Annotated in this window: 26 protein-coding genes and 1 tRNA gene; 22 read left to right on the forward strand and 5 right to left on the reverse strand. The window is 67.9% G+C overall.

Going from position 1 to position 26,193, the window contains the following annotated elements; genetic code table 11:
• Positions 1-52 precede the first annotated feature (52 nt).
• The 18 genes from RIB98_16865 to RIB98_16950 all read left to right on the forward strand — a co-directional run bounded on the left by RIB98_16865 (position 53) and on the right by RIB98_16950 (position 19,441).
• Complete coding sequence (locus RIB98_16865) at positions 53-1,393, forward strand: sugar transferase (GenBank protein MEQ8842656.1); 1,341 nt, start codon at positions 53-55, stop codon at positions 1,391-1,393.
• The gene (locus RIB98_16870; GenBank protein MEQ8842657.1) at positions 1,393-2,439 is read left to right on the forward strand and encodes a glycosyltransferase family 2 protein; all 1,047 of its coding nucleotides are present in this window, start codon (positions 1,393-1,395) and stop codon (positions 2,437-2,439) included. Before RIB98_16865 ends, RIB98_16870 begins: the two co-directional genes overlap by 1 nt.
• Positions 2,436-3,461, forward strand: coding sequence for a Gfo/Idh/MocA family oxidoreductase (locus RIB98_16875; GenBank protein ID MEQ8842658.1), 1,026 nt, complete (start codon positions 2,436-2,438; stop codon positions 3,459-3,461). Before RIB98_16870 ends, RIB98_16875 begins: the two co-directional genes overlap by 4 nt.
• Positions 3,458-4,558, forward strand: coding sequence for a DegT/DnrJ/EryC1/StrS family aminotransferase (locus RIB98_16880; GenBank protein ID MEQ8842659.1), 1,101 nt, complete (start codon positions 3,458-3,460; stop codon positions 4,556-4,558). The genes RIB98_16875 and RIB98_16880 overlap by 4 nt, the downstream gene beginning before the upstream one ends.
• On the forward strand, positions 4,555-5,166 hold the full coding sequence (locus RIB98_16885; protein MEQ8842660.1) for an acyltransferase: 612 nt from the start codon (positions 4,555-4,557) through the stop codon (positions 5,164-5,166). The genes RIB98_16880 and RIB98_16885 overlap by 4 nt, the downstream gene beginning before the upstream one ends.
• The gene (locus RIB98_16890; GenBank protein ID MEQ8842661.1) at positions 5,163-6,575 is read left to right on the forward strand and encodes a hypothetical protein; all 1,413 of its coding nucleotides are present in this window, start codon (positions 5,163-5,165) and stop codon (positions 6,573-6,575) included. The genes RIB98_16885 and RIB98_16890 overlap by 4 nt, the downstream gene beginning before the upstream one ends.
• Complete coding sequence (locus RIB98_16895) at positions 6,572-8,209, forward strand: glycosyltransferase (protein ID MEQ8842662.1); 1,638 nt, start codon at positions 6,572-6,574, stop codon at positions 8,207-8,209. Before RIB98_16890 ends, RIB98_16895 begins: the two co-directional genes overlap by 4 nt.
• Positions 8,210-8,248: 39 nt before the next feature.
• Positions 8,249-10,150 carry an excinuclease ABC subunit UvrC gene (gene uvrC, locus RIB98_16900; protein MEQ8842663.1) on the forward strand — a complete coding sequence of 634 codons (1,902 nt, stop codon included), beginning with the start codon at positions 8,249-8,251 and terminating at the stop codon, positions 10,148-10,150.
• A gap of 34 nt (positions 10,151-10,184) precedes the next feature.
• Complete coding sequence (locus RIB98_16905; GenBank protein MEQ8842664.1) at positions 10,185-11,747, forward strand: YncE family protein; 1,563 nt, start codon at positions 10,185-10,187, stop codon at positions 11,745-11,747.
• Between the two features lie 36 nt (positions 11,748-11,783).
• On the forward strand, positions 11,784-12,542 hold the full coding sequence (locus RIB98_16910; GenBank protein ID MEQ8842665.1) for a class I SAM-dependent methyltransferase: 759 nt from the start codon (positions 11,784-11,786) through the stop codon (positions 12,540-12,542).
• Complete coding sequence (gene rapZ, locus RIB98_16915) at positions 12,539-13,396, forward strand: RNase adapter RapZ (GenBank protein ID MEQ8842666.1); 858 nt, start codon at positions 12,539-12,541, stop codon at positions 13,394-13,396. The genes RIB98_16910 and rapZ overlap by 4 nt, the downstream gene beginning before the upstream one ends.
• Positions 13,393-14,262 (forward strand): YvcK family protein, encoded by an 870-nt coding sequence (locus RIB98_16920; protein ID MEQ8842667.1) that lies wholly within the window; start codon positions 13,393-13,395, stop codon positions 14,260-14,262. Before rapZ ends, RIB98_16920 begins: the two co-directional genes overlap by 4 nt.
• A gap of 104 nt (positions 14,263-14,366) precedes the next feature.
• Positions 14,367-15,497 carry a type I glyceraldehyde-3-phosphate dehydrogenase gene (gene gap, locus RIB98_16925; protein ID MEQ8842668.1) on the forward strand — a complete coding sequence of 377 codons (1,131 nt, stop codon included), beginning with the start codon at positions 14,367-14,369 and terminating at the stop codon, positions 15,495-15,497.
• A 2-nt stretch (positions 15,498-15,499) separates the two neighbouring features.
• A complete protein-coding gene (locus tag RIB98_16930; GenBank protein ID MEQ8842669.1) occupies positions 15,500-16,633 on the forward strand; it encodes a phosphoglycerate kinase in 1,134 nt (377 codons plus the stop codon).
• On the forward strand, positions 16,626-17,411 hold the full coding sequence (gene tpiA / locus RIB98_16935; GenBank protein MEQ8842670.1) for a triose-phosphate isomerase: 786 nt from the start codon (positions 16,626-16,628) through the stop codon (positions 17,409-17,411). Before RIB98_16930 ends, tpiA begins: the two co-directional genes overlap by 8 nt.
• Before the next feature lie 35 nt (positions 17,412-17,446).
• Positions 17,447-17,671: a preprotein translocase subunit SecG gene (gene secG, locus RIB98_16940; GenBank protein ID MEQ8842671.1), complete on the forward strand. Its 225-nt coding sequence runs from the start codon at positions 17,447-17,449 to the stop codon at positions 17,669-17,671.
• A 151-nt stretch (positions 17,672-17,822) separates the two neighbouring features.
• Positions 17,823-19,289, forward strand: coding sequence for an ABC transporter substrate-binding protein (locus RIB98_16945; GenBank protein MEQ8842672.1), 1,467 nt, complete (start codon positions 17,823-17,825; stop codon positions 19,287-19,289).
• Between the two features lie 68 nt (positions 19,290-19,357).
• Positions 19,358-19,441 (forward strand) — tRNA-Leu (locus RIB98_16950).
• Positions 19,442-19,478: 37 nt separating this feature from the next.
• Here the strand turns inward: RIB98_16950 and RIB98_16955 are convergent.
• Positions 19,479-20,075, reverse strand: a complete 597-nt coding sequence (locus tag RIB98_16955) for a PadR family transcriptional regulator (GenBank protein ID MEQ8842673.1) — start codon at positions 20,073-20,075, stop codon at positions 19,479-19,481.
• Positions 20,076-20,180: 105 nt separating this feature from the next.
• On the opposite strand from RIB98_16955, the gene RIB98_16960 reads away from it, so the two are divergent.
• The 3 genes from RIB98_16960 (at position 20,181) to RIB98_16970 (ending at position 21,767) form a co-directional block, all read left to right on the forward strand.
• Complete coding sequence (locus RIB98_16960) at positions 20,181-20,963, forward strand: PIG-L family deacetylase (protein ID MEQ8842674.1); 783 nt, start codon at positions 20,181-20,183, stop codon at positions 20,961-20,963.
• 180 nt (positions 20,964-21,143) lie between these two features.
• On the forward strand, positions 21,144-21,323 hold the full coding sequence (locus RIB98_16965; protein MEQ8842675.1) for an MBL fold metallo-hydrolase: 180 nt from the start codon (positions 21,144-21,146) through the stop codon (positions 21,321-21,323).
• A gap of 45 nt (positions 21,324-21,368) precedes the next feature.
• Positions 21,369-21,767 (forward strand): hypothetical protein, encoded by a 399-nt coding sequence (locus RIB98_16970; GenBank protein ID MEQ8842676.1) that lies wholly within the window; start codon positions 21,369-21,371, stop codon positions 21,765-21,767.
• A gap of 137 nt (positions 21,768-21,904) precedes the next feature.
• On the opposite strand, the gene RIB98_16975 is transcribed toward RIB98_16970, so the two are convergent.
• The 4 genes from RIB98_16975 to RIB98_16990 form a co-directional block, all read right to left on the reverse strand.
• Positions 21,905-22,474 carry a hypothetical protein gene (locus tag RIB98_16975; protein ID MEQ8842677.1) on the reverse strand — a complete coding sequence of 190 codons (570 nt, stop codon included), beginning with the start codon at positions 22,472-22,474 and terminating at the stop codon, positions 21,905-21,907.
• Between the two features lie 135 nt (positions 22,475-22,609).
• The gene (locus RIB98_16980) at positions 22,610-23,251 is read right to left on the reverse strand and encodes a hypothetical protein (protein ID MEQ8842678.1); all 642 of its coding nucleotides are present in this window, start codon (positions 23,249-23,251) and stop codon (positions 22,610-22,612) included.
• A gap of 99 nt (positions 23,252-23,350) precedes the next feature.
• Positions 23,351-23,797, reverse strand: a complete 447-nt coding sequence (locus RIB98_16985) for a glycine/sarcosine/betaine reductase selenoprotein B family protein (GenBank protein MEQ8842679.1) — start codon at positions 23,795-23,797, stop codon at positions 23,351-23,353.
• 148 nt (positions 23,798-23,945) lie between these two features.
• Positions 23,946-24,986 (reverse strand): hypothetical protein, encoded by a 1,041-nt coding sequence (locus RIB98_16990; protein MEQ8842680.1) that lies wholly within the window; start codon positions 24,984-24,986, stop codon positions 23,946-23,948.
• 203 nt (positions 24,987-25,189) lie between these two features.
• Here RIB98_16990 and RIB98_16995 point away from each other — a divergent pair, with 203 nt between their 5' ends.
• Positions 25,190-26,182, forward strand: a complete 993-nt coding sequence (locus tag RIB98_16995) for an AraC family transcriptional regulator (GenBank protein MEQ8842681.1) — start codon at positions 25,190-25,192, stop codon at positions 26,180-26,182.
• Positions 26,183-26,193 lie beyond the last annotated feature (11 nt).

Below are 26,193 nucleotides of genomic sequence, written 5' to 3' on the forward strand. Positions count from 1 at the left end.
TGGAACGGTTTCGAACGGCCTGTGGGTCGTCCGCCGCAGCAGGGCGCCCCCTGTGCTGACGCGCCGTTTCGCCTTTCTCGTCACCTACGGCGGTATCGCCGCAGTGGTTCTCGGCCTGTCGAAGGCCCACGCCACGTGGGTCGCCGACCCGTCCTACGACTTCAGCCGTAGCTTTCGGCTTCCGTGGGCCGTGGTGTTCGTCGGCTTCCTGTCCGCCGCGGCCTACTCGGTCGGCCTGCCCGACGTGCCCCGCAAGCTCCGCCAGATCGTCGCCGCATCGATGACGGCGGTCGGATTCGCCATCGCCGCGGTTTCCGCGTCCCAGCTCGTCGTGGGCAGTGCGCTGATGCCGCGCTTCGTGATCGTCGCCTCGGCGGCCGCCCTGGTGCCCTGGTTCACGATGAGTGCGCTGCTCGCGTCGCGCGGCCATAAGCGGGCCCGTCAGCTGGACCGTGCCGTCGTGATCGGCGCCCAAGAGGACAGCACCTCACTCGTGCACGAACTGGACGAATACTCCGAGCGCCCCGGCCGGGTGGTCGCGGTGCTGCATCCCGACGAGGCGATGCCGTCGGCCGCCGACCGGTTCCCGGTGCGCACCGCCGTCGAGTCACTGGAAGCCACGGTGGTGGTGCTCGATCGTGACGCCCAATCCAGCCAGGCGATCGTGGACCAGGTCGCCCTCCTGCACGAGCGGGGGATTCGGGTCCGCACGCTTTCGCTGTTCTACGAGCAGTGGCTCGGCAAGCTGCCGATCGGTGAGCTCGAACGGGTGTCGCTCATGTTCGACATCGGCGAGATCCACCGCCTCCGCTACGGCCGGCTGAAGCGACTGCTCGACCTGTCCGTGGCGGTCATGCTGCTGCCGGCCCTTGCCGTCGCCGTGCCGTTCGTGATGGCCGGGAACCTCATCGCCAACCGGGGCCCGCTCTTCTACCACCAGGACCGAGTCGGCAAGAGCGGTGCGGTCTTTCGGATCCACAAGTTCCGGACGATGAGCGGGTCCGACGCGCCGGCGGTGCCCTCGGAGTGGACCGACGTCGACGACGACCGTGTCACCGGTTTCGGCGCGCTGCTGCGGGCCAGTCACCTCGACGAACTGCCGCAGATCGTCAACATCCTGCGCGGCGACCTCTCGCTGGTCGGCCCCCGCCCCGAGCAGCCGCACTATGTCGAACAGCTCGCCGCGAAGCTGCCCTACTACGAGCTTCGTCACCTCGTGCAGCCCGGTCTCACCGGCTGGGCCCAGGTGAAGTTCCGCTACGCCCGCTCCGAGGCCGACGCCCTCGAGAAGCTCCAGTACGAGTTCTACTACCTGAGGCGACAGGCGCTGGCCGTCGACCTCCGGATCCTCGTTCGCACACTGCGGACGATCGTCCCGATGGGAGGCCACTGATGGCTGTCACCGACCATGTCCGACGCGCCGAGGTCACGCCGCCCCGCGAGTCCCGTCCGGCGGAGCCGATCGTCACGATCGCGCTCCCGATGCTGAACGAGAGCCGCTACATCATGGCGTGTCTCGACAGCTTCGCCGCGCAGGACTATCCCCTCGAACTGCTCGACGTGATGGTCATCGACGGGGGCTCCGACGACGGCTGCCGACTCGTCGTGCAGGCCTACGCCGACGTCAACCCCTGGGTCCGGATCGTCGACAATCCCGAGGGCACGGCCTCGGCCGCCTTCAATCTCGGCATGAACGAGGCCCGCGGTGAGGTCGTGTGCCTCTTTTCCTCGCACGGCGTCGCCGACCCGAGCTACGTCTCGCGCAGTGTCGCCGCCCTGCACCGCTCGGGCGCGGCCGGTGTGGGCGGCTCGTACCGCCACGAAGGCCTCGATGCGGCGTCGAACGCCATCGGCCAGGCGATGGTGTCACGTGTCGGCATGGCGTCGCCGCACCGTTTCGCCGACGAAGCGCGCGATGTCGACACGATCTCACACCCCATGTACTGGCGCGACGCCATGCTCGCCGTCGGTGGGTTCGACACCGCGCTGTTGCGCAACTCGGACTACGAATTCAACTATCGGATGCGGGCCGCCGGGCACCGTCTGCACTTCGACCCGGAGATCGGCTCGGTCTACCGACCCCGGCCGAACCTGAACAGCCTGTTCCGCCAGTTCTGGTACTACGGCAAGTGGAAGGCGATGGTGGCCGAGCAGCACCCGGCGTCACTGCGACCACGTCACCTGGTCGCGCCGGCGGCTGCGGCGGGCGCCGCGGTCACGCCGTTGTTGCTGCTGAATCGACGCACGCGACTGCTCGCCGCCGCCGGCTGGGGCACATATGGCGCAGTGATTGCCTTTGGAGTCGCCGCCGTCGACCGAAAGGAACGGGACGTGTCGCTACCGACACTGGCCGCTGCCTTTCCCGTCATGCACATGGCGTGGGGCGCCGGCTTCATCAAGAGCGTGATTTCACGGGTCCTGGGAGGGAGCACGAGATGAGCATCGGCATCGCTGTCGTCGGCTACGGCTACTGGGGGGTCAACCTCGCTCGCAACGTCGCGAGTGCTCCCACCACGGAACTGGTGGGTGTCGTCGACCCGGGCAGCGATCGTCGTGATCTCGCGCATGTCAACCATTCGGGCATCACCTCCTGGGACTCGATCCACGACGCCCTCGACGACGAACGGGTGCAGGCCATCGTGCTCGCGACACCGGCGAGCACCCACGTCGACCTTGCCCTCGCCGCCCTCGAACGGGGCCGCGACATCCTGGTCGAGAAGCCGCTGGCCGAAACCAGCGCCGATGCCGAGAAGCTCTGCAACGTCGCCGCCGACAACGGGCTGATCCTCATGGTCGGCCACACGTTCCTCTACTCGCCCACGGTCCTGCGGCTCAAGGAGCTGGTCGATCAGGGCGACCTCGGCGCCATCCAGTACCTGTACTCGCAGCGGCTGAGCCTCGGCCGCATCCGCCGTGACTGCAACGCGCTGTGGAACTTCGCGCCGCACGACGTCTCGATCATGTTGCACCTGCTCGATGAGCCGGTGGTCGAGGTGACCGCCAAGGGCTTCTCGTTCATCGAGCCCGGCATCGACGACGTCTGCTTCGCAAGCCTCACTTTCGAGAGCGGGATCGGTGCCAACCTGCACGTCAGCTGGATCGACCCTCGCAAGACGCGTCTCACCACAGTGGTCGGCGACGAGAAGATGGCGATCTACAACGACGTGTCCGTCGACCAGCCCTTGTGGCTCGTCGACTCCGGCGTGGCCAAGGACCGTGACCTCGGCGAATACGAGAGCATGAGCGACTTCCAGTGGCGAACCCGCTCGGGCGACATCCTGATTCCGCGGATCGAGATGTCCGAGCCGCTCAAGAACGAGCTCACCGCGTTCGGCGAGGCCTGCGCCACCCGTACGCCGCCCCGCACCGATGGCCGGCACGGCCTCGACGTCGTGCGGGTGCTGGAGACGATCGATCGCTCGGCCCAGGCCAACGGTCGCCCGATGGAGGTCCCGCAGTGAGCACCGCCGCCCTCACCGGTGTCGTCCCCTTCCAGGACCTCGGCCGACTCCACGAATCGATCGTCGACGAACTCAACGAGGCCATACAAGGGGTGATGGCCACGTCGTCCTTCGTGGGCGCCGCCTCGGCCCAGAGCTTCGAGTCGGCCTTCGCCGCGGCCCACGGGGTCGACCACGCGGTCGGCGTCGGCTCGGGCACGGACGCGCTCGCACTGGCGCTGCGCGGCCTGGGCATCGGCCCGGGCGACGAAGTGATCGTGCCGTCCATGACGTTCGTGGCGACCGCCGAGGCGGTGGTCCACGTCGGGGCGACCCCGGTCATCGTCGACGTCGATCCTGCAACCCTGCTGATCGACGGTGCCGCAGTGGCTGCGGCCCGCACCGCTCGGACCGCGGCGGTCATGCCGGTCCATCTCTACGGCCACGCGGTGCCCTTCGACCTCATCCGCGAATGGCAGGCCGACGGCCTGAGAGTGATCGAGGACGCCGCCCAGGCCCACCTCGCCACCTGGCGTGGCGAAGGCGTCGGCACCGTGGGCGATGTCGCCTGCTTCAGCTTCTATCCGGGCAAGAACCTCGGCGCCATGGGCGACGGGGGAGCGGTCGCCACCAACGACGAGTCGACTGCGCAGCGCATCGCCAAGCTGCGCGACCACGGCCGCGAGTCCAAGTACCTGCACGACGAGATCGGCTGGTGTTCACGCCTCGACGGGATGCAGGCCGCGATCCTCGAGGTCAAGCTCCGCCATCTGCCGGAGTGGACCGAGACCCGACGCGTGCTCGCGGAGCGCTACCGGGAACGCCTCGGCGATCGCCTGGTGCCATGGGAACCCGGCGCCGTCCACCACCTGCTCGTGACCCGACCCGGCGCGTCCATCCGCGACGGGCTCCAGGCCGAGCTGAGCGCGCGGGGGATCGGCGTCGGAGTCCACTATCCGGTGGCCCTCAGCCAGCAGCCCTCGGTGGCGCAGTACGCCGCATCGCCGACGCCGAACGCCGAGGCCGCGGCGGCCGACATCCTGTCGTTGCCGATGGACCCCCTGATGAAGCTCACCGAAGTGGAGCTCGTTTGTGACCAGGTCGTCGACTTGTGGTGACCGCCCTCGGGCTCCAGCGCGGACTCGCGCCGCTCGGGGGTGACGCCCGTGCGTTCGTGCACGAGTCGTCCTACGTCGACGACGGTGCCGTTGTCGGCGACGGCACGCGGATCTGGCACTTCTCCCACGTCCTCCGGGATGCCCGCATCGGCCACGACTGCAACATCGGCCAGAACGTGATGATCGGCGCTGAAGTGGTGGTCGGCGACCGCTGCAAGATCCAGAACAACGTCAGCGTCTACGAGAACGTCACGCTCGAGGACGGCGTGTTCTGCGGCCCCAGCTGTGTGTTCACCAACGTGATCAACCCGCGAGCCGAGATCGAACGCAAGAACGAACTCCGCCCCACCCGCGTCGGGCGGGGTGCCTCCATCGGAGCCAACGCCACCATCGTGTGCGGCAACGACATCGGCGAGTACGCGTTCGTCGCTGCCGGCGCGGTGGTCACGGCCGATGTGCCCGCTCACGCGCTCGTCGTCGGCCTCCCCGGGCGCCGCGTCGGCTGGGTAAGCCGGGCCGGCCACGTGCTCGGCGACGATCTGATCTGCCCCGAAACCGGTGACCTTCACGTCCTCGCCGCGCACGGCGGCCTCGAGGTCGTCGCGTGAGTCAACCGGAGAACGGCTGGTCGCAGGGCGTCGCGAGAAAGATCTCCCAGCTTCTCTCGGCCCGGCTCCTCGCGCAGGTGATCGGCATCGGGTGGTTCCTGGTCCTCGCCCGCGTGCTCGACGCCGGCGAGCTTGGTGTGCTGTCGGCCGGTCTGGTCGCGTTCGCCGCCGTCTCCGTGGTCGCCGACCTCGGCACGACCTGGTCGATCGCCCGCATCGTGACCGCCGACCCCGAACAGGCGTGGCCCGTCTACGTGCAGGCCGTCGCCGTGCGTATGACCGCGATCGCGGTCATCGGTTCCGCCATCACCGCAGTTGCCGCGCCACTCGTGGAGAGCCGGGTTCTCCTCGCCATCGCCATCGGTGTGGGCATCGCGTTCGTCTCGGGACTGGCCGAGCTCGGCATGTCGACGCTGCGCTCCATCGGCGCGATCCGCCTCGAGTCGCTGGCCCTTCCGGCCGAACGACTGGGCTTCGTCGCTCTGGCGGCGGTCGTCGTGAGCTCGGGCCGCGGCGCCAACGCGGTGCTGCTCGTCTATCTCTTCACCAACGGTGTCACCGCCGCGCTGACCTTCCGTCGGCTCCACCGCGACCTTCGACCGGTCCGCCCGGAGAACGTGGCACGCCTCTGGTCGGCGGAGACCCGTCGCGTCGGTGTGGCGTTCGCCGTACTGGCGCTCGGACCCCGGGCCAACGCCCTGGTTCTCGTCCTGCTCGCCTCGCGTCTCGAGGTTGCCGACTACTCGGTGGCCGCCCGTCCGGTGGAGCAGCTCGCCCTCACCGTGATCGGGTTCGGCACCACCATGCTTCCGCTCCTGCGCAACGACGCCGAGAGCGGCGCCGATCCGGGCGCCCGCATCGGCGGTGTGGCCGCCGCCGTCGTGTTGGCCGCCCTCCCGGGCGTCCTGTGGGTCACGCTCGACCCCACGGCCGCCATCGAGCTGCTCTACGGCGCCGGACGCTACCCGGGAGCCCCGATCGTCCTGAGCCTCGTCGCCCTGGTGACCATCACCTGGCCGCTGCGCGGTCTGGCCGGCATCGTGATGGTGGCCCGCGAGAAGGCATCCGACCTGGCCCGGGTCTCGCTGGCCGGCCTGGTGCTCAACCTCGCAGCCGCGGTTCCGCTGGTGGCCTACCACGGCGCGGCCGGCGCCGCCGCCGCCCTCGTGGTCACCGATCTCGTCACCGCAGTGGTGCTCCTCGTGCGGGCCGACGTCGGTGTGCCCGCCGGGTTGGAACGTCCCCTGACGCTCGCCGTCGGCATCTCGTTCGTCAGCGGTCTCGTGGCCGCTGCCTCCCCGACGCTGGTCGCCCCACTGGTGGTCGCCATCGGAACGGTGGCGGCCCTCGGCATCGGCTTGCGCGCCAACCGCAACATCGCCCGGGCGGGAGAAGTCCAATGGGCGTGACCAGGACCGCAGTGCTCGGCTGGTCCCGAACCAGGGTCCAGCTCGACGCCGACGCGATCGTGCTCGACGTGGGCGCCGGAGCCTGGCCCAACGACGCGGCCACCATCGCGTGTGACCGATCACTCGACGAGGACATCCATCGCACCGGTCGGGCGACGAAGGTCGACCGGCCCTTCGTGATCTGTGATGCCACGGCGCTGCCGTTTCGCGACGGCGCGATCGACTTCGTGATCGCCAGCCACATCGCCGAGCACATCGACGACCCCGAGGCGTTCTGCGCCGAGCTCGCACGATCGGCGAAGGCCGGCTACATCGAGACGCCGAGTCCGCTGGCCGACTATCTCCTCGACGAGGAGTACCACCAGTGGCGTGTCGGTGGCGCTGACTCCGACATTCGCTTCGTCCGCAAGCCCGCCAAGCGAGCGACGACCAAGTGGCTCACGGACCGGTTCTACCGGGTCTTCTACGCCGGACGGGACACCGGGACGCCGACCTACTCGCTGCCCGGAGGACCGCTCGGGCGGGCGCTCGGGTTCGTGTTGTATCTGATCCGAGGCGTGCTCAACCGCACCGGGCTGATGCACACGTCGATCCTCTTCTCGGCCGATGCTCCGCTGGCCTGCGAGGTCGACCGCACGGCGGCGGCATCGCGCCGCGTCGCCATCATCGAACGCGGCCCCCGGAGCGGATTCGTCGAGGGGGACCGTGCCGTGATCGAGACGGGCGCGGCCACGAGGGTGGTGCGCTACCCCGGATGGCCCTCGCCGCGATTCCTCCTGCAGACCTGGCGGGCGGTGGGCTGGTCGCAGGTCGTCTACACCTTCTTCGCCTCCGAGCAAGCCGTCGTTGCCGCAGTGGTCGCCCGGCTGCGCCGTCGTCGCTTCGTGGTCTCGGTCGGCGGCTACGACGTCGCCAACGTGCCCGAACACGGCTACGGACTCCCGTCACGCTTTCCCCATCGACTCGTGCCCCGCGCCGTCATGGCGCTCAGCGATCAGGTCGTGGCGTTTTCGAATGCAGCCCGCGACGAGGCGCTCGCGGCCGGGGCCGACCCCGAACGCACGACGGTGAGCTACATCGGCCTCGAACCGCGTTTCATCGACGCCCCCGCCGGCGTGGAGCGAGATCCCGAGACCGTCATCACCGTCGCCTACGTCGACGAGGTGTCGTGGTCCCGCAAGGGAATCGACCGCTTCGTCGACGCCGCCCGTAGCGACCCCTCACGGCGATATGTGCTGGTCGGAAGGGTTGCTGAGCCCGTACTCGCTGCCGGCCTGGCCGACCCGCCGCCGAACCTCATCATGACGGGGTTCGTCACCGACGAGCAGCTGCGCGACCTGCTCTGGTCGAGCGGCGTCTACGCCCAGCTCAGTTGGCACGAAGGATTCGGCGTGTCGATGGTGGAGGCGATGCAGGCCGGTTGTCGACCGGTCGTCACCACCGTCCCGGCACTCACCGAGATTGCCGGGCCCGGTGCGGTACTCAGCACGGCGCCGAGCGACGATGTGCGGGCCATCGGCCACGCCGCGGCCGAGCCCGGCGACCGGGCCGAGTGGGCCCGCTGGGCGACCGCCGTTGCGTCCATGGAGGACCGCGCCCGCGGCCTCGAGTCCGCGCTGTTCGCCACCGACTGAGGCGATTCGCCATCGGTTCGAGGCCCTAGTCTCGAACCAATGGTCCAACGTCCGCCGGCGGGTTCGATTCCCGACACGCCCGGCTCCTACCAGTTCAAGGACGCCGACGGTCGGGTGATCTATGTCGGCAAGGCGAAGAACCTGCGCGCCCGCCTGTCGAACTACTTCCAGAACCCGGCGAACCTCCACACCCGCACCCGCCAGATGGTCGAAACGGCCGACTCGGTCGAGTGGATCCAGGTGGCCAACGAGGTCGAGGCGCTGATGCTCGAGTTCTCGTTGATACAGCGTCACAAGCCGCGCTTCAACGTGCGCTACATCGACGACAAGTCGTATCCCTTCCTGTGTCTCACGACGGTCGACGAGTGGCCCCGGGCGATGGTGATGCGGGGCAAGCGCAAGAAGGGCAACCGCTATTTCGGTCCCTACGGGCAGGCCTACGCCATCCGCGACACGCTCGACCTGCTGTTGCGCACCTTTCCGATCCGGACGTGCACCGACAACAAGTTCCGCCATCACGAGAAGCTCGGCAAACCCTGTCTGCTCTTCCACATCGAGAAGTGCGCCGGCCCCTGCGTCGGCGAGGTGTCCAAGGACGACTACGACGGCATGGTCGCCGACCTCGCCTCGTTCCTCGAGGGCGACACCGACGAGATCATCGCCAAGCTCGAAGCCCAGATGCAGACCGCGTCGGCCGAGCTCGAGTTCGAGTTCGCCGCCCACCTCCGCGACCGGCTCTCCGCCGTGCGCAAGGCGGTCGAGAAGCAGCAGATGGTCTTCAACCGCAACGAGGACGTCGATGTGATCGGGCTGCACGACGACGATCTCGAGGCCGCCGTGCAGGTCTTCTACGTCCGCAAGGGCCGCGTGATGGGTCGCCGCGGGTTCGTGGTCGACAAGACGGAGGAACTCGACCGGCCCGAGCTGGTGAGCCGGGTGCTCGAGCGTCTCTACTTCGAGGACAACCCGGTCGGTTCGCCGAAGGAAGTGCTGGTGCCGGATCTGCCCAGCGACCCAGCGCTCTACGAGGAATGGCTCACGGCCGCTCGTGAGTCGCGCGTGCAGATCCGGGTGCCGCAGAGGGGCGACAAGCGGGCGCTCCAGGCCACCGTCACCCAGAACGCGCAGGAGTCGTTCAACCGCCATCGGCTCAAGCGCACCAACGACCACAACAGCCGGGCCCGAGCGTTGCGCGAGCTGCAGGACCACCTGGACCTGCCGGTCGCGCCGCTGCGCATCGAGTGCTACGACATGAGCCACATCCAGGGCACCGACTATGTGGGCTCGATGGTGGTCATGGAGGATGGGCTCCCGAAGAAGTCCGACTATCGCCGGTTCAAGATCCAGACCGTGGACGGCAACGACGACTTCGCGGCCATGGAGGAAGTACTCACCCGCCGGTTCACGGCGTATCTGAAGGATCGTGAGATCCCGGTGGAGGAGCGCGAGGGCCGCTTCTCGTACCCGCCGCAGTTGTTGGTGGTCGACGGCGGCAAGGGCCAGCTCAGCGTGGCCACCCGGGTGCTGGACACCCTCGGGCTCCGCGACGAGATCCCGGTGGTGTCGTTGGCGAAACAGTTCGAGGAGGTGTTCGTCCCGGGTCGGAGCGACTCGATCCGGCTGCCCCGCCAGTCCGAGGCGCTCTACCTCCTCCAGCGCATTCGGGACGAGAGCCACCGCTTCGCCATCACGTTTCATCGTCAACTGCGTGACAAGCGCATGACGAAATCGGCCCTCGACGGCATCGAGGGTCTCGGTCCGGCCCGCAAGAAGCGGCTCACCAAGGAACTCGGTGGGGTCAATGCGGTCAAGAACGCTGCGCTGGATGACCTCAAGAACCTGTCCTGGTTGCCCGACGAGGTAGCGGAGAACGTTTTTCGCAGTCTCCACCGTGAGACGACGAGAAATCGACGTCCACCACCCGCAGCGGGCGCCGACTAGCTCTCGAAAGTTGTTGCGGGACGAGGAGTCCTCCATGAACGACGAAGCTCACGGGAACCCGTCGGACGCCACCCCCGACAGCGTGCTGCGTCCGTTCGAGCCGCCCGCTCAGGCGCCGCTTCCCCCGGTCGAACCGTCCCGCGTCGTACCGCCCCCGCCCGTGATCCCCGCGCCGCCCGTGGATGCCGACGACGAGCCCGAGGTCGCCGCCGACGCATTCCTGGCCGCCGACCAGTCGCCCGCGGCCGACGCCTTCTTCGCCGACCACGACAGCGACACGTCATCGCCCGGCCCCGACCCCGAACCGCCCGCCGCTGACTCGAAAGCAGATGAGCTCCTGACCGAGCCCGCCGAGGTCGCCGTCCCCGTTGCCGAGGCCGAAGCGGCCTCGCCGACCGTCACGCTGCCGAAGACGGTGTTCCTCGTCGGGTTGGGCGCCCTGCTCGCGGTCATCGCGGTGTTGGCCGTGCTGTGGCAATCGAGCGCCGACGACGATCCTGCGACCGTCTCGGCCGACGATGTCACGAGTGATGGCGACTCTGCCGACACAGTGGACGAGTCGCCCGACACCACGGTCGACCTTGCGCCCGTCGATGACCCCGACACCGTGCCGTTGGCCGATCTCGACGCCGCCGAGGCCGATCTCGACGCGGTGTCCGCCGACCTGGCCACCGCCACTGCCGAGGTCGCCAGTCTCCAGTCGACGGTGGAGACGCTCGAGGCCCGACCGCCGGCGCCGCTGCCCGGCTCGTCCCTCCGGCGCATCGTCATCGGCTCGGACGCCAAGTACATCAGCACGCTGCCCACGTCCGTGGCCGTCGTCGGTGCGTTCGGCGGCGTCTCGCTCATCGATCCCGAGACGAACCGCGTCGTCGCGAATGCCAACATCGCCAACACCGCCACGCGGGTCCTGCGAACCTCCACGTCGGTCTGGCTCACCGACTACGCCGACAGTCTGCTGATCCGCGTCGATCCGGTCACGAACGCGGTGGCCGCGTTCTACCCGTTCCCCGGCCCCGACGGCATCGAGAAGGACGGCGACTCGCTCGTGGTCGCGTCGTTCGACCAGAGCTTCGTTGCCCGAGTCGACCCCAACGATGGCACGATCGTCCAGCGGGTCGACGTGGGCGGGAAGCCCACCGACATTCTGTCGCACCCCGATCACGGCCTGTGGGTCGCCCTGTTCGACACCGGCGAGATCGTGCAGATCGATCCGACGTCGTTCGAGGTCGTCGCCCGGGTCACCGTCGGTCAGGGGCCGGTCGGGCTGGCCGCCGGGCCCGCGGCGATCTGGGTCACCAACAACGAAGAGGGCACAGTGGCCAAGGTCGATCCGGCGACGGGTGAGGTCCTCCTCACCACACCGGTCGGCAACGGGCCGACCGATGCCGTGGTGGCCAACGGCTCCGTGTGGATCACGGTCACCGACGACGGCGCGCTCGCCCAGGTCGCCGCCGTCGACGGCACGGTCGAGAGCATCACGCCGCTCGGCGGCGCCAGTGCCGGCGGCGGGCCCACCGGTATCGCCGCAACCGAAGGATCGCTCTGGATCGCGATGCAGGGCGAACAGTCGGTCGTGCGGGTCGGCCTTCCCTGACGTCGCCCCGACGTCGCTCCCCGGCATCCTTGACGCATGACCGAACCGAAGTGGGACGAGCACGCCGACTGGTGGCAGCGGGAGTTCACTGACGGGGTCGACCCCGAGTACGTGGAACAGATCATCCCGCTCGCAAGGGAGCACCTCGCCGGCTTCGGCCGGGTGCTCGACGTGGGCACCGGTGAAGGCCAGATCGCCCGCGCCCTCGCGGCGGACGGCGCCGAGGTCGTCGGCCTCGACCCGACCACATCGCAGATCCGGATGGCGATCGACCGCAGTGGGGGACCGGCGTACTCCCTGGCCGGTGCCGATGGCTTGCCGATCCGCGACGCGAGCGTCGACGCGGTCGTGGTGTGTCTCGTCTTCGAACACGTCGACGGTCTCGACGAGGCGCTCGCCGAGGTCGCCCGTGTGCTGCGTCCCGGAGGTCGCTTCGTGCTGTTCCTCAACCACCCGCTTCTCCAGACTCCCGACAGCGGGATGATCGTCGATCACATGATCGAGCCGCCGGAGACCTACTGGCGTATCGGCGCCTACCTTCGCGAGGCGGTCACCGTCGAAGAGGTCCAGAAGGGCGTGTTCGTGCGCTTCGTCCATCGGCCGCTCAGCCGCTATGTCAACGGCATGCTGCGGGCCGGCATCGATCTCGTCGAGATGGTCGAGCCCGCGCCGCCACCGGGCTTCCTGGCCAAGGCGCCCGAGTACGAGGAGGACGTGGTGGTGACCACGCCGCGCCTTCTGTGCCTGGTGGGCGATCGGCGCGCCGACGCGACACTACGATCGGTGACGACGTGAGCGAACTGGTGGTGATCGCCGGGATGTCGGGCGCGGGACGCACCGTGGCCGCCGACAATCTCGAGGACCTCGGCTGGTTCGTCATGGACAACCTGCCGCCGGCGCTGATTCCGAAGGTGGCGGAGCTGGCCGACGGTTCGTCGAGTGCCGGCGACCGACTCGCCCTCGTGGTCGGCTCCGGTCGCTACCACGAGGAGATGGCGCCACTCGTGTCGCTCCTTCGGTCGAAGTTCAACCGGGTGCAGCTGATCTTTCTCGACGCATCCACCGAGGTGTTGATCCGCCGCTACGAGTCGAGTCGACGGGTCCATCCTTTCGGCAGCCCGGGAGCGGGCACACTGGTCGAGGTGATCGAGGCCGAGCGTGTGGCCCTCGAACCCCTGCGGGCCGGCGCCGACCTGGTGCTCGACACCTCTGATCTGAACGTGCACCAGCTTCGCGAGCGGATGGTCGATGCGTTCAGTGACGGTGGCGCCGGCCACACGATGCACACGACGGTCACGTCGTTCGGCTACAAGCACGGACTGCCGCTCGACGTCGACATGGTCATCGACTGCCGCTTCCTGCCCAACCCGCACTGGGTCGACGAGCTGCGTCCGCTCACCGGGCTCGACCAGGCGGTGTCCGAATACGTGCTCGAACAGTCGGTGACCGGCGCGTTCCTGTCGCGTCTCGAGCGCCTGCTCGCGCTGATCCTGCCCTTCTACGTGCAGGAGGGAAAGTCCTACCTGACGATCGCCTTCGGTTGCACCGGCGGACGGCACCGCTCCGTGGCCATCGCCGAACAGATGGCGACCGTGCTCGAACAGCTCGGACACGCGCCGGCCGTCGTCCACCGGGACGTGGGCAAGTGAGCGGTCCGAAGGTCGTCGCAATCGGTGGCGGGCACGGTCTGGCGATGTCGCTCGAGGCCATGCGTGACGTAGCCGAGGACCTCACGGCGGTGGTGTCGGTGGCCGACGACGGGGGCTCCAGCGGCCGGCTCCGTCGAGAACTCGGCATCATGGCCCCCGGCGACATGCGCCGTTGTCTCGCCGCGCTCACCCCACCGGGGCTGGTGCGCGACGCCATCGACCATCGTTTCGCTTCGGGGGCGCTCACCGGCCACTCCGCCGGCAACCTGCTCCTTGCCGCGCTGATCGAGAACGCGGAAGACCCGGTCGCGGCAATGGACGCCGCGGTCGCGATGGTGGGCGCTCGCGGGCGGATCCTGCCGGCCTGCCACTCACGGATCGACCTGCTGGCCGAGACCGGTCGCGGCGTCGTGCGCGGCCAGGTGGCCGTGTCCCGCTCCGGCGACATCCGTCGTCTCTACACCTCGCCGGCCGATCCACCGGTGCCGCTCGAGGTCGAGGCGGCCATCGCCGGCGCCGACGTGATCCTCGTCGGGCCGGGTTCGCTCTACACCTCGGTGCTGGCCGCCGCGGTGCCCGGTGTGCGGCGGGCAATCGACGCCGCCGATGGGTTGGTGGTCTACATCGCCAACCTGGGGCCCGAGTCGGGCGAGACCGACAGCTACACGCTGGCCGATCATGTCGAGGTGGTGCGGTCCCACGGGATCGAACCCGATGTCGTCCTCGCCGACACGGGCTGTGCGGTCGACACCCACATCCGTGACGTGGTCGTCACCCGTCCGCTGTGCGTGGCCGGAAGCCTCACCCACGCACCCGAACTCGTGGCGTCGGCGGTGTCGGACTTGCTCAGTGGCGTTCGCGCCTAGTCTTGTTCGCAGTTCCCAGGGGCAGAGCATCGCATGACGGCGCCAATTGTGGTTCCATCTGGCGTGGCTGAAACGCCCAGTACTCAACCAATGGAGTCCCCAACATGACCGTACGCGTCGGCATCAACGGCTTTGGCCGCATCGGCCGCAACTTCTTCCGAGCTGCCAAGGCAGCAGGCGCCGACATCGACTTCGTCGCCGTGAACGACCTCGGATCACGCGAAACGATGGCGCACCTGCTCGCCAACGACTCGGTCCACGGCAAGTTCGGCGGCAAGATCCGGGCCACCCGCGACGGCATCAACGTCGACGGCGACGTGTTGAAGGTACTGTCCGAGCGCAACCCCGAGGACCTGCCGTGGGGCGACCTCGGTGTCGACGTCGTCATCGAGTCGACCGGTTTCTTCACCTCGAAGGAAGGCGCGGGCGGACATCGCAAGGCCGGCGCACCGAAGGTGATCATCTCGGCACCGTCGGGCGACTGCGATGCCACGTTCGTCGTGGGCGTCAACGAGGACACCTACAACCCCGCTCGTCACCACGTCATCTCCAACGCCTCGTGCACGACCAACTGCTTCGTGCCGATGATCAAGGTGCTCGACGACGCGTTCGGCGTCCAGCAGGGTCTCATGACCACCACCCACGCCTACACCGGCGACCAAGCGCTGGTCGACGGTCCCCACAGCGATCTTCGTCGGGCCCGCGCCGCGGCCGTCAACATCGTGCCCACCTCCACCGGTGCCGCCCGGGCCACCGGCCTCGTGATGAAGAAGATGCAGGGCAAGCTCGACGGCACCTCGCTGCGGGTGCCGATCCCCGATGGCTCGATCACCGACTTCACCGGAATCCTGAAGAAGGACGTCAGCGTCGACCAGATCAACGCCGCCTTCAAGAAGGCCGCCACCACCGGCCCGCTCAAGAACGTGCTCGTCTACTCCGAGGACCCGCTCGTCTCCTCCGACATCGTCGGCTCGCCGGCCAGCTGCACGTTCGACTCGGGCCTCACCATGGCCCAGGGCTCCCTCGTCAAGGTCTTCGGTTGGTACGACAACGAGATGGGCTACTCGAACCGTCTCGTCGATCTGGCCGTGCTCGTCGGGAGCAAGAAGGCACCGGTCAAGAAGGCCCGCACCGTGAAGAGCAAGGGTCCCATCGCCAAGAAGCCGGCCAAGAAGGTCGCCAAGAAGTCGACCAAGAAGACCGCCAAGAGGCCGGCCAAGAAGTCCGCTGCGTAGCGGTGAGCAACGTTCCCCGGCTCGAAGACCTGGGTGATCTCAACGGGAAGTCGGTCCTCTTGCGGGCCGATTTCAACGTGCCGATCGCCGACGGCGACATCACCGACGACCTGCGCATCCGCGCCGCGCTGCCCACCATCCGGTGGCTGCTCGATCAGGGCGCGTCGGTCACCGCGTGCACCCATCTCGGGCGCCCCAAGGGCGCGCCCGATCCCGCGTATTCGGTGGAACCCGTGCGGGCCCGTCTCGCCGAGCTCGTGCCGGGGGTCGAGCTGCTCGACAACCTGCGCTTCGATCCGGGGGAGACGGCCAACGATCCGGCGTTCGTGGCCCGGCTGATCGAGGGCCACGACGCCTACGTCAACGACGCGTTCGGTGCATCGCATCGAGCCCACGCTTCCATCGTCGGTCCGCCGCAGTTCCTGCCGTCGGCGGCCGGGCGACTCCTGCACCGTGAGGTGGAGGTGCTCGGCGGCCTGCGGGACAACCCCCGCAAGCCGTTCGTGGCGATCATGGGTGGCTCGAAGGTGAGCGACAAGCTGGCGGTGATCGAGGCGTTGCTCGGTTCGGTCGATTCGCTCATCGTCGGCGGCGGGATGTGCTTCACGTTCCTCAAGGCGCAGGGTCACTCGATCGGTGCGTCGCTGTGCGAGGACGACATGGTCGACACCTGCGCCCGCTTGTTGGAGCAGCCCAAGCCCATCCACCTGCCCTACGACATCACCGCACTGGGCCCGGGCGGCAAGCTGTTCGAGCCCGAGGCCGGGGGAGAGGTGCGCCAGATGGGTGCCAACCTGCCCGACGGTTGGATGGGCGTCGACATCGGCCCCGGCTCGGCCGCCCAGTTCGGCGACGTCATCCACGAGGCCGGCACGGTGTTGTGGAACGGGCCGATGGGCGTGTTCGAAGACCCCCGCTTCGGCGGTGGCACGGGCGCCGTCGCCCAGGCCATGGCCGACACGAAGGCGTTCACCGTGGTCGGTGGCGGCGACAGCGCAGCGGCGGCCAAGCAATTCGGTGTAGAGAAGGACATGGATCACGTCTCCACCGGAGGGGGTGCCTCGCTCGAGCTGATCGAGAAGGGCGACCTCCCGGGTCTGGAGGCCCTACGAGGAGCTCCCAACAGTCATGGCTAACGCGCGCAAACCGCTCATCTCCGGCAACTGGAAGATGAACCACAACCACTTCGAGGCGATCCAGACCATCCAGAAGCTCGCGTATGCGCTGACCAGGGACGACTACGAAGAAGTCGACGTCTCGGTCCATCCGCCGTTCACCAATATCCGGTCGATCCAGACCGTGCTGCAGGCCGACGACGTGCCCATCGCGCTCGGCGCGCAGAACGTGCACCAGGAGGCCGATGGAGCCTTCACCGGCGAGGTGTCGGCCGGCATGCTCGCCAAGCTCGACGTCACCTACGTCATCGTCGGCCATTCCGAGCGCCGTGAGCTGTTCGGCGAGACCGACGAGGTCGTCAACGCCAAAGCGGTGGCGGTGCTCAAGGAGAACATGACGCCGATCGTGTGCTGCGGCGAGACGCTGGAAGAGCGCCAGGCCGGGCAGGCCGAGTCGAAGGTGGCCACGCAGATCGCCGGGTCGCTGGCCCGGCTCACCGCCGAGGTGGTGGGGGAGCTGGTCATCGCGTATGAGCCCATCTGGGCCATCGGCACCGGCGAGACGGCGTCCACCGAGGACGCGCAGCAGATGTGTGCCCACATCCGGTCACTCGTGAAGGACCAGTGGGGGGCCGACGCTGCCGCTGCCGTGCGCATCCAGTACGGCGGCTCGGTGAAGCCGGGCAACGCCCCTGATCTCATGGCTCAGCCCGACATCGACGGTGCCCTCGTGGGCGGCGCGTCGCTCGACGCCGATGACTTCGCCCGCATCGTCAACTATCGGCTCTACCAGGCCTGACGGTTCCGCCGTGGGCCGCTGCTAACCTTCGCGCCGTGATCTGGATCGTTGCTCCCCTGTGGCTCATCTCGGCCCTTCTGCTGATCTTCCTCGTGCTGCTGCACAGCGGGAAGGGCGGCGGCCTGTCCGACATGTTCGGTGGCGGCGCCGGCGCCGCGGCGGCCGGTTCCACGGTCGTCGAGAAGAACCTCGACCGCATCACCGTGATGGCCGCCGTCGTCTTCGGCTTCAGCTCCGTCGCCTACGCCCTCATCTTCTGACCGTTGCACTAGGGGAGTTCGGCGCAGCCGAACTCCAGCAACGCCCAGCGTTGCCGGGGTCAGACCCCCGTTGCATTTGGTGTTAGACCCCCGTTGCATTCGGCTGAACGGCGAACGCTGAAACCTCGGTGCGTGCTGCCGATGGGGACAGATGCGCCGCCTCTGCCTTGCAGTTCTTGCTGCCCTGTTGCTGTCGACCGGGTGCTCCGGCGAGGACACGGCGGTCAACGAGGGCGCCGCTCGCGAGGTCGAGTCGGCTGCCGCTGCCGACGTAGACGCCAGCGAACCGGAACCCGCGAAGGTCGACGTGCGCATGGCCGTGCCCGATGTCTGGTCGCTCGACCCGGCCGATGCCGGACCGGCCTCGATCACGAACCGGGTGATCGCCGACCTGCTCTACGACGGGCTGACCGTGCTGGACAACGGTGGTGTGCCCGCTCCCGGCCTGGCCGACCGTTGGTTCGTCAGCGACGACCGGCTCGTCTGGACCTTCGTGCTGCCCGACGACCTCGTCGACGGCGCCGGCGGCCCGATCACGGCGCGGGACGTGAAGGCCTCGCTCGAACGTGTCGCCGCACGTGGGATCGCTGACCAGGCCGCCACTTCGTTGACCGCCATCAACGGGTGGGGCGATCGCATGGCCGGCGAGACCGGGGGCGTGGCCGGCATCTCCGCTCCCGACGCCACCACGCTGGTCATCCGGCTCGACACCCCGTACGAGCTGCTGCTCGAGGTCCTGGCGTCGCCCGCCTTCGGCGTCACCGGTGAGAGCGACGACAGTGCACTACGGACTACCGGCGCCTTCCGGGCCACCGATGACGAGTTCCGCTTCGAGGCAATCGACGCCGACGCTCCGGTGGCCGCGATCGAGCTCGTGACGAACGACGCAGGTCCGGCTGCTGCAGTCGCGGCCGGAGACGCCGACTGGGGCGTGCTGGCCAGCGATGACGAGGCCGCCGGTCGCGATGCCGACGTGATCCGTCAGCCACTCGATCTCCAGCTGGCCATCGTGGCTCGCTCACCCGACCAAGCCGAACGCATCGGGGTGCTGAACGCGTTGGAGCCGCTCCTGTTGGCGACGTCGGTCGACGGACTGACCGCACGCCCCACACCCGCCTCGTCCGTCGAGGGCCTACAGCCCGATGAGGTGATGATCGATCTGCCCACCGGCCAGCTCCGAGCGTTCGGCGAGGCCGTCGTGGATCAGCTCGAGGAAGCGGGCGTAGGCGTCACCGCGGTGACGTCGAACGGCGCCGACTTCGCGGCCCGCATCGCAAGCGGCGAGGCGGTGCTGTTCCCGATCGTCATCGCTGGAGGTACCGGGCCGGCCAGTGCCTCGCTGCGACTCAGCGTGCCAGGCGCCAGCGACGACGTCTTCGGTCCGGAGAGCGAGGCACGCGCCGAACTCGCCCGGGCCGTCGTCACTGAACTGGATCTCGAACAGCGGGCGCTGTTCATCGAAGCGCTCGAACGTTCGCTGATCGACGACGGTCTGCTACTGCCGGTCGGGCAGTTCGAGGTGCGCATCGCCATCGGCACACGGCTCGACGGACTCCGCCATCGCACCGACGGCAGCCTGGACCTTTCGGACGTCGCGGTCGCTCCCGCCGCGTCCTGAAAGGTGGTGTGGCTCCGTGCCACGCCCGCTACGATTGCGCTTCGCTTCCGGCTCGTCCGGGGTGCCACGTCGGAGTGGCGGAATTGGCAGACGCGCCAGCTTGAGGGGCTGGTGCCCTTAGGGGCGTGGGGGTTCAAGTCCCCCCTCCGACACCGAACAAGTGTTCGATGAGACGCCGTGGCACCTCTGCTATGTGAGCGCAGCGTGCCAGTCCCAGGCGTCGGGGTCGTCGATGTCGTTCCAGCTGTCGGTTTGGGTGGTCGCCCATTGGGCCCAGTCGGCGATCATGTGGTTGTAGTCGAGCTGGAACCGGATGGCGATGGCGTTGATGTGGCGGCGTTCGGCGAACGGGTAGTCGGGGTCGTCGGCCGCGGCGATGAGCGCTCGGAGTTCGTCCAGATTCGTTTGGGCGGTAGTGGCGAGGTCGTCGATTGTGGCTTGGAGCTGGTCGAAGGTGCCGGCGTCGGCAAAGAAGACCCGTACGAGGGCTTCGGCTTCGAGCTTGGGCGGTGCTGAGTCCTGGTCGAGCCAGCCCTGGAGCGTGCGGCGGCCTTTGGCGGTGATCGTGTAGACGGTCCGAGGCCGGGACCCGGTCGTTTCGGCAGTGGCGGTTGCGTCGCCGCTTTCGACGAGTTTCTTGGCTTCGTCATAGATCTTGCGTTCGGTGCGGGGCCAGAACCATCCGAGGCTGCGGTCGACCTGTTTGGCGAGCTCGTAGGTGCTCCAAGGCTGGATGCTGAGCAGGCCGAGGAGGGCTTGGGCTGTGGTGGTGAGCGGTTTCGCCATGTGAGAAGCTTGACATACTGCCAATGGCAGTGTCTACTGATTCTCAACTTCGATACTGCCAATGGCAGTAATCGACGCATCAAGGGGGGAGTTGTCATGAGTGAGATGTCGGACCGATTGCTGGTGGTGGTTGCCCACCCCGATGACGAGACATTCGGTTGCGGGTCACTGCTGGCCCACGCACACGCGTCAGGGGTCCCAACGGTTGTTGCGTGCGCGACGAGGGGCGAGGCAGGTTCGCCAACTCCTGGTCGGGGTCTTGATGACGCCGACATGGCCGAGGTACGGGAGTCCGAGTTGCGTGAAGCGGCCGAACTGGTCGGCGTCGAGCGGGTCGAGTTGTTCGACTGGGTCGATTCGGGCATGGAGGGTGAACCGACTCCTGGAAGCCTTGTCGCGGCGCCAGTCGCCGATGTGGCATCAGCGATCGCCTCGCTGATCGATGAGGTGCGTCCAACAGTGGTGGTGACACTCGATGCCAGCGACGGTCACCGCGATCACGCACACATCCGCGACGCAACGCTCCGCGCCGTGGAGGTCAGCTCGTGGCGTCCATCAGGAGTCTACTTGCACTGCCTGCCTCAACAGCTCATGCGGAAGTGGGTGGAAGCCCTCGTTCGTGAACAACCCGACAGTGAGCACCTCGGTCTGGGAGACCTCGGCACCCCCGAAGACAAGATCACCACAGTTATTGACACCACCGATTTCCTCGAGCTGCGCGAGCAAGCAATCGCCGTGCACCGCTCTCAGACCTCGCCCTATGAAGTGATGCCTTCCGACCTGCGCCGCGAGTTTCTGACCGCCGAACGGCTCCAGCGGGTCCACCCCGACTGGGACGGAGGTCCGGTCGAGACAGACATCTTCGCCACAGCCGATGCGTCGTGTTGACACCCGCTGTGACACCTCGCCTGCCCAAACCCATCTTGCACAAGGAGAACCCAGCAGCCATGAAGCAAGCGCAGCCCGCCCTGCCCCGTCACGAACCCCTCCGCATCGCCGATGACACCTGGGTCATCCAGGCCACTCTCGGCGAAGGCGAAGCCCCCCCTCGTGGTCCATCTCAACTCGATGGTGATCACCGGCGCTGAACCCGTCGTGGTCGACACCGGCGCCCCCATCCACCGAGACCAGTACCTAGAAGACTTGTTCGGTATCGTCGATCCCGAAGATGTCCGCTGGGTGTTCATCTCCCATGACGACAGCGACCACCACGGCAACCTCCACGAGGTCATGGACGCCTGCCCGTAATTGGGGAACGTTCCGAACGCTTCGGTGGACCCGTTGGTCCACTCCATGAGGAGATTCGTTGTCTGCCCACCCAACGACGCCCGATCATCGGTTGTCACCCTCAGCCGTGCCGGACGGCGAGTGCTCGGCGCGGCGCAGGGATCGTTCGGCGACGAACTGACAGCCCGGCTCACCTCGTTTGCGGCACTCGTGCGCGACCTGCGGCAACAGATCAAGGTCGAAGCATTCGGCCTCAACCAGTCCGAGCGCCACACCTGGCTCGGCCTCGCTGACGGTGTCACCTTTCCCCGCTTGCTCGGCATCGAAGCACCAGGCGTTGTTGTCGACTGTCCCAGCGGCGACCTCGCATCCGGCGCACAGGTTGCCGCGTTGATGTGCGGCCTGGGCCGCACCTTCGACGGCGGGTATCGCCTATGGAGGAGACGCCAGCGATCTCCCGCCTGACGTGCTGCAGGAGTTCCTCGACGCAGTTGCGGCCGATGAGGTTCAGGTGCCGATCCACCAGACCTACCGCCTCCGCCAGATCGCGGAGGCCCACGCCGACATGGAAGCCGGTCAGGCCACGGGACAGCTCGTCGGAGTCAGGAGGTCATGCCGCCGAGGCCGACCAGACCGCGAGCGAGCTCGATCTCACCCATGTGCCGCATGCCGTGCTGGTACCACCAGCACTCGATGGCGTCGAGCACGGTGACGCCGTTCTCACCCGCAACGCGTGCGCTGAAGGTGTCGGCGACCACCGGCGGGAACGGTCGGGGTACGACGAGTCGGTCGAGCTCGGCGCGCTCGAGTCCGTCGAGCCACGCTTCGGTGCGCTGGTACACGGCGCGCATGTAGTCCTTGAACGCGTCGTAGTCGCCGACGCGCTGGTGGATCATCTCGTCGACGGTGCGTTCCTTGCCGTGGTCGTTGATGGCCATCTGGACTTTCGACTGCCGCTCGTTGTTCCAGATGGGCGGCTCGCTGGTGAGCACGGTGAAGGTGACGTCCTGCATGTTGGGGTAGTGGAAGAGCGAGAAGGCGATGGGCAGCACGCCTTCGCGTTCGAAGTGGTTCACGTGCTCGGGGCCCATGGTGTCGACGGCGTCGTACCAGAGAGTGTGCATGGCGGCCATTCGTCGCCTGAGGGAGTCGAGTAGAAGATCGTCGGTCATGGTTGTGTCGCTTTCTGTCATCGGAGTGCGGGGAGAACTTCATCGGCGAGGCGGTGCAGGTAGTCCGAGGGTTCGAGGTCGGGATCGTGCCAAGCGGCTCGCCCACCGAGCGGCTCTCGAACGATCGTTCCTGGTTCAGGCATCGGGGGCTCCGTTTGGAAGGGGTCGGACGAGGAGGTCCCAGTGGTCTCGGGGCACTAGTCCGCGATGACCGAGAGTGCGGACCGTCGGGTCGGGGTGATCGAGCAGGCGGCGCGCGACCCGCCCGATCAGGCGTGCGAGGGCGGTGTCCCGCCAGAACCAGGTGTTGCGGTCGTGGCTCGTGGCCCGGCCCGGTTGCTGGGCGGCGGCGTGGAGGTACCACGTGTGGGCATCGTCGGCGGCGAGTCGTAGGTCTTGAACGGCAACGTCGTGGCCCCTGGCGGCGGCGGCGAGCAGATCGACGATCTCGCCAAGTGACCGGCCGCTGTTCGGCGTCGGCGGCAGCGAGAGCTCAGCCCACGGCGCGAGCTGCCCCAGCTCTTGTCGCGTCGCCTCCACCGCGTCGGTCTGATCGTGGCCGCTCGCCACGAACGAGACCGGGCAGGACCAGGCGGTGGCGTCGTCGGCGGTCCTCGGTGCGTCGTCGGGGAAGTCCTCGAGAACAACAGGTCCATCGTTTCGCTCGAGCAGTGTGAGCGCCGCCTCGAGCACGCGCCGTTGGAAGTCGGCTTCGTGCGGGGCGCCGAAGGGTCGGCCGAGCTCGAAGGGGACCCACAGGAACCTCGGCAGGCGCATCGCCTCGGTCTGTTCGCGAACGAGCGATATGCCGGTCGTCGCGATGCCGGCGGATTCGAGGTGATGGGCGACCGCGCCGACCGCGCGGGTGCAGTTCGGTCAAACGGGAACGAGACAGACGGCGGTGACGCCGTCGGCCTTCAGCATGCGGGCCAGCTGCTCGCACGTCGAGCCGATCATCGCAGGGGGCCAGCCCGCTCCCATCAATGAATAGTGGCGGTCGGCCACGGAGGCGATGACACCGTCGGCGGCGAGCTCCCGGAGCCGTTCCAGCGGAAACACGGTGTTGACGTCCTCGCGAAAGGCGCTGCGGTCGAAGCGGACCGATGAGTGGGTCATCGTCAGCGACCCCAGGTCAGCGTCCCCGCGAATCACGCGATAGCTGAGGTCGACGAAGGAGAAGGCGTCGTCATCGGTGCGGTGGAGACCCGCCGTGGTCACGAGGGCCACGCGGCGCCCGGTGACTGGTGGGCCGAGTACGAATGGCGTCGAGTCGTACCTCGGGAGCTCCTTCGCCATGATGTGCTCGCGTTCTGCGTCGCTCAAGTCCCGGAGTCGCACCATTGGTCCAGCGTGACCCACACGTCAGCTCGTGTCCATGTGCGAGCGCATCATGTGGATACGACTCCGTCTCACCGCACCACCATCGCCGGGCACGCCGGCGGGCGTGATGGCCGGCGTGTTGTCGCCGCCGTCAGTCCACGAGCACGGGCACGATCTCGAAGGTGTCGACTGCGGGATCAGGTGCCTCGTCCAGGTGCGCCTGCAGGACGAAGAAGGTGCCTGCCCTGTCGGTCACACTCGTCGGGAACGAGTCACCCACGTCGAACCGGCCGACTTCGGAGACCGTCGACCAGTCGTCAGCCGACTCGAAGAGATGAACCGATCCCAGGTTCGACACCACCGCGAGGGTGCCGCCGTCGTCGCTCATGTGCAGACCGTCGATCCTCATGCCATCCACGCCGGTCGGTATCGCAGTCGCCTCACCAGGGTTGGACAGAGGGACCCGGAACAGCTGGCCAGATGGGGCGTGGCCAACGATGAGGGCATCGCCGACGTAGACCAGGCCGTTGAGCCCGGACGCGGTGATGCCCGATCGGTCGGGCTCGAAGGCGTCGTTCTCAGCGAACACGGATGGCGTGTAGGCGGAATCGACCGCGTAGATCACGCCGGCACCGGTGTCGGTCACGTAGATGTTCCCCTCGACGTCGACGGCGATGCCGTTCGCAAACCGCCGCTCCTCAGGCAGAACGGAGGCGAAGTCGACGAGTTGCAGCTGCTCACCGGAATCCAGGTCGTGGACCGAGAGCTGAGCGACACCCCAGGGAACGCGGGTCACGGCGACGAGCACCCGATTGCGCTCCACGTCCACCTCGACGCCGGTGAGGTTCGAGCCCGGACTCTCGGCCAAGGTGCTGATCGATCCGTCGTCGTCGACCGCAAGCAGTTCGCCACCGAGCAACGTCCCGATGATGAATCGATCGCCGACTGGGTCGAAGGTGAGGCCCTCGGGGTAGAGGGCGGGAGCGGTGAGCACGATCGGGCTCGGTGCGGGGATCGCCACCGATGTCGGAGTCGATTCCTCAGTCGTCGACGGCTCGTCGGCCGGCGCAGCCGTCGGTGTGGTTTCGGCCTCGGCTTCGGCCTCGCTCGGCGGAGGAGTCTCTGCACTTGTGTCATCGCTGCTTCCGGCGCAGGCACCGAGGGCGAGGGCGGCGACCGTTGTGACCGACACCATTGCGATCCTCGGCATGCCCACAGTTCTCTGCGCAGCGCCGGCTCTAAGTCCTCGATGGGTCGCAGTGGGGTGGCGGAGTCTGTTCATGGCGCCAGTGTGGGTGGCCGCGGCCGGGGAACTCCATGTGCGATCACCTCAGTTCCATACGCATTCGTCTCAACAGCTGGCGCGGGCGGGTGCGACGCTCCTACTGTGGGCCGATGGAATCCCAGCGCTCGTCGCGAGCGACTGTCACCATTCCCGATGGGTGTCGCGACGACGTGGTGCCCCTGTTCGACCATCGAGCGGAGACTCTGGTCAGTGTCGGCGTCACCCAGGTGGCCCTCAGCGCATTGGTCGCCGGGTTCGACTGGCCTGGCCCGGATCCGCACACGCACCTCGTTCTCGCAACTGTCGAGGGTAGGGGTCGGCTGTTGCTGGGCGACCGCGAGCACGACCTCGGGCCAGGCACCGTCGCCGTGTGCCCCGCTCACACGGCCCGCCACCAGTGGGCGGACGAGCCCTGGCGACTCGTCACCATCCGGCTGGCGGAGATCGAGCCATGGCGCCGACTTCAGGAGATGGGTCCGTTCGTACTGGACGCCGAGGACCCGTATCGGTTCGCTGCCCCTGTGCTGGGGATTCTCGGCGAACTGCCCCCAGCGATGACTGTCGTCTCCGAGGCGTCGCGAGGCCGCGATCCGATCGATGAGTTCCTCAACCGATTCGGGTCACGGATGAACCTGGCTTCGAGCGACGCGGGGCCGACTGCTCCCACCGAGCCGTTCTCGCTCTATGCCTTGGTCCTGCGGATCCAGCTCGAAGCACTGCGCACCGGTCCTCCCTCGATCAGCGATGCCGAGCGTCACCTGGCCAGCCTGTGGGAGGCCGTACGGCGCGAACCCGGGCGCAACTGGAATGTCGAGTCGTCGGCGGCGCACCTCAGCGTCTCTCGGGCGACGCTGCATCGCCTCGTGACACGCCATCACCGGAGCAGTCCGGGTGCGATCGTCGAGCGCATCCGAATGGATCACGCGGCCCATCTGCTCGTGCACGGCGAGTTGCCGGTCAAGGCGATCTCAGCACAGGTCGGCTACGCAACGCCGTACTCGTTCTCGGCCGCATTCCGGCGCGCCCGGGGTTGCCCGCCCTCGGAGTTCCGTGAACAGGTCGGCCGGTTCGCCGCCGACCAGCGCAGCAGGCTCACCAGCTGAAGTCGCGCGCA

It is taken from the genome of Acidimicrobiales bacterium (assembly GCA_040219515.1).
Taxonomy (GTDB): domain Bacteria; phylum Actinomycetota; class Acidimicrobiia; order Acidimicrobiales; family Aldehydirespiratoraceae; genus JAJRXC01.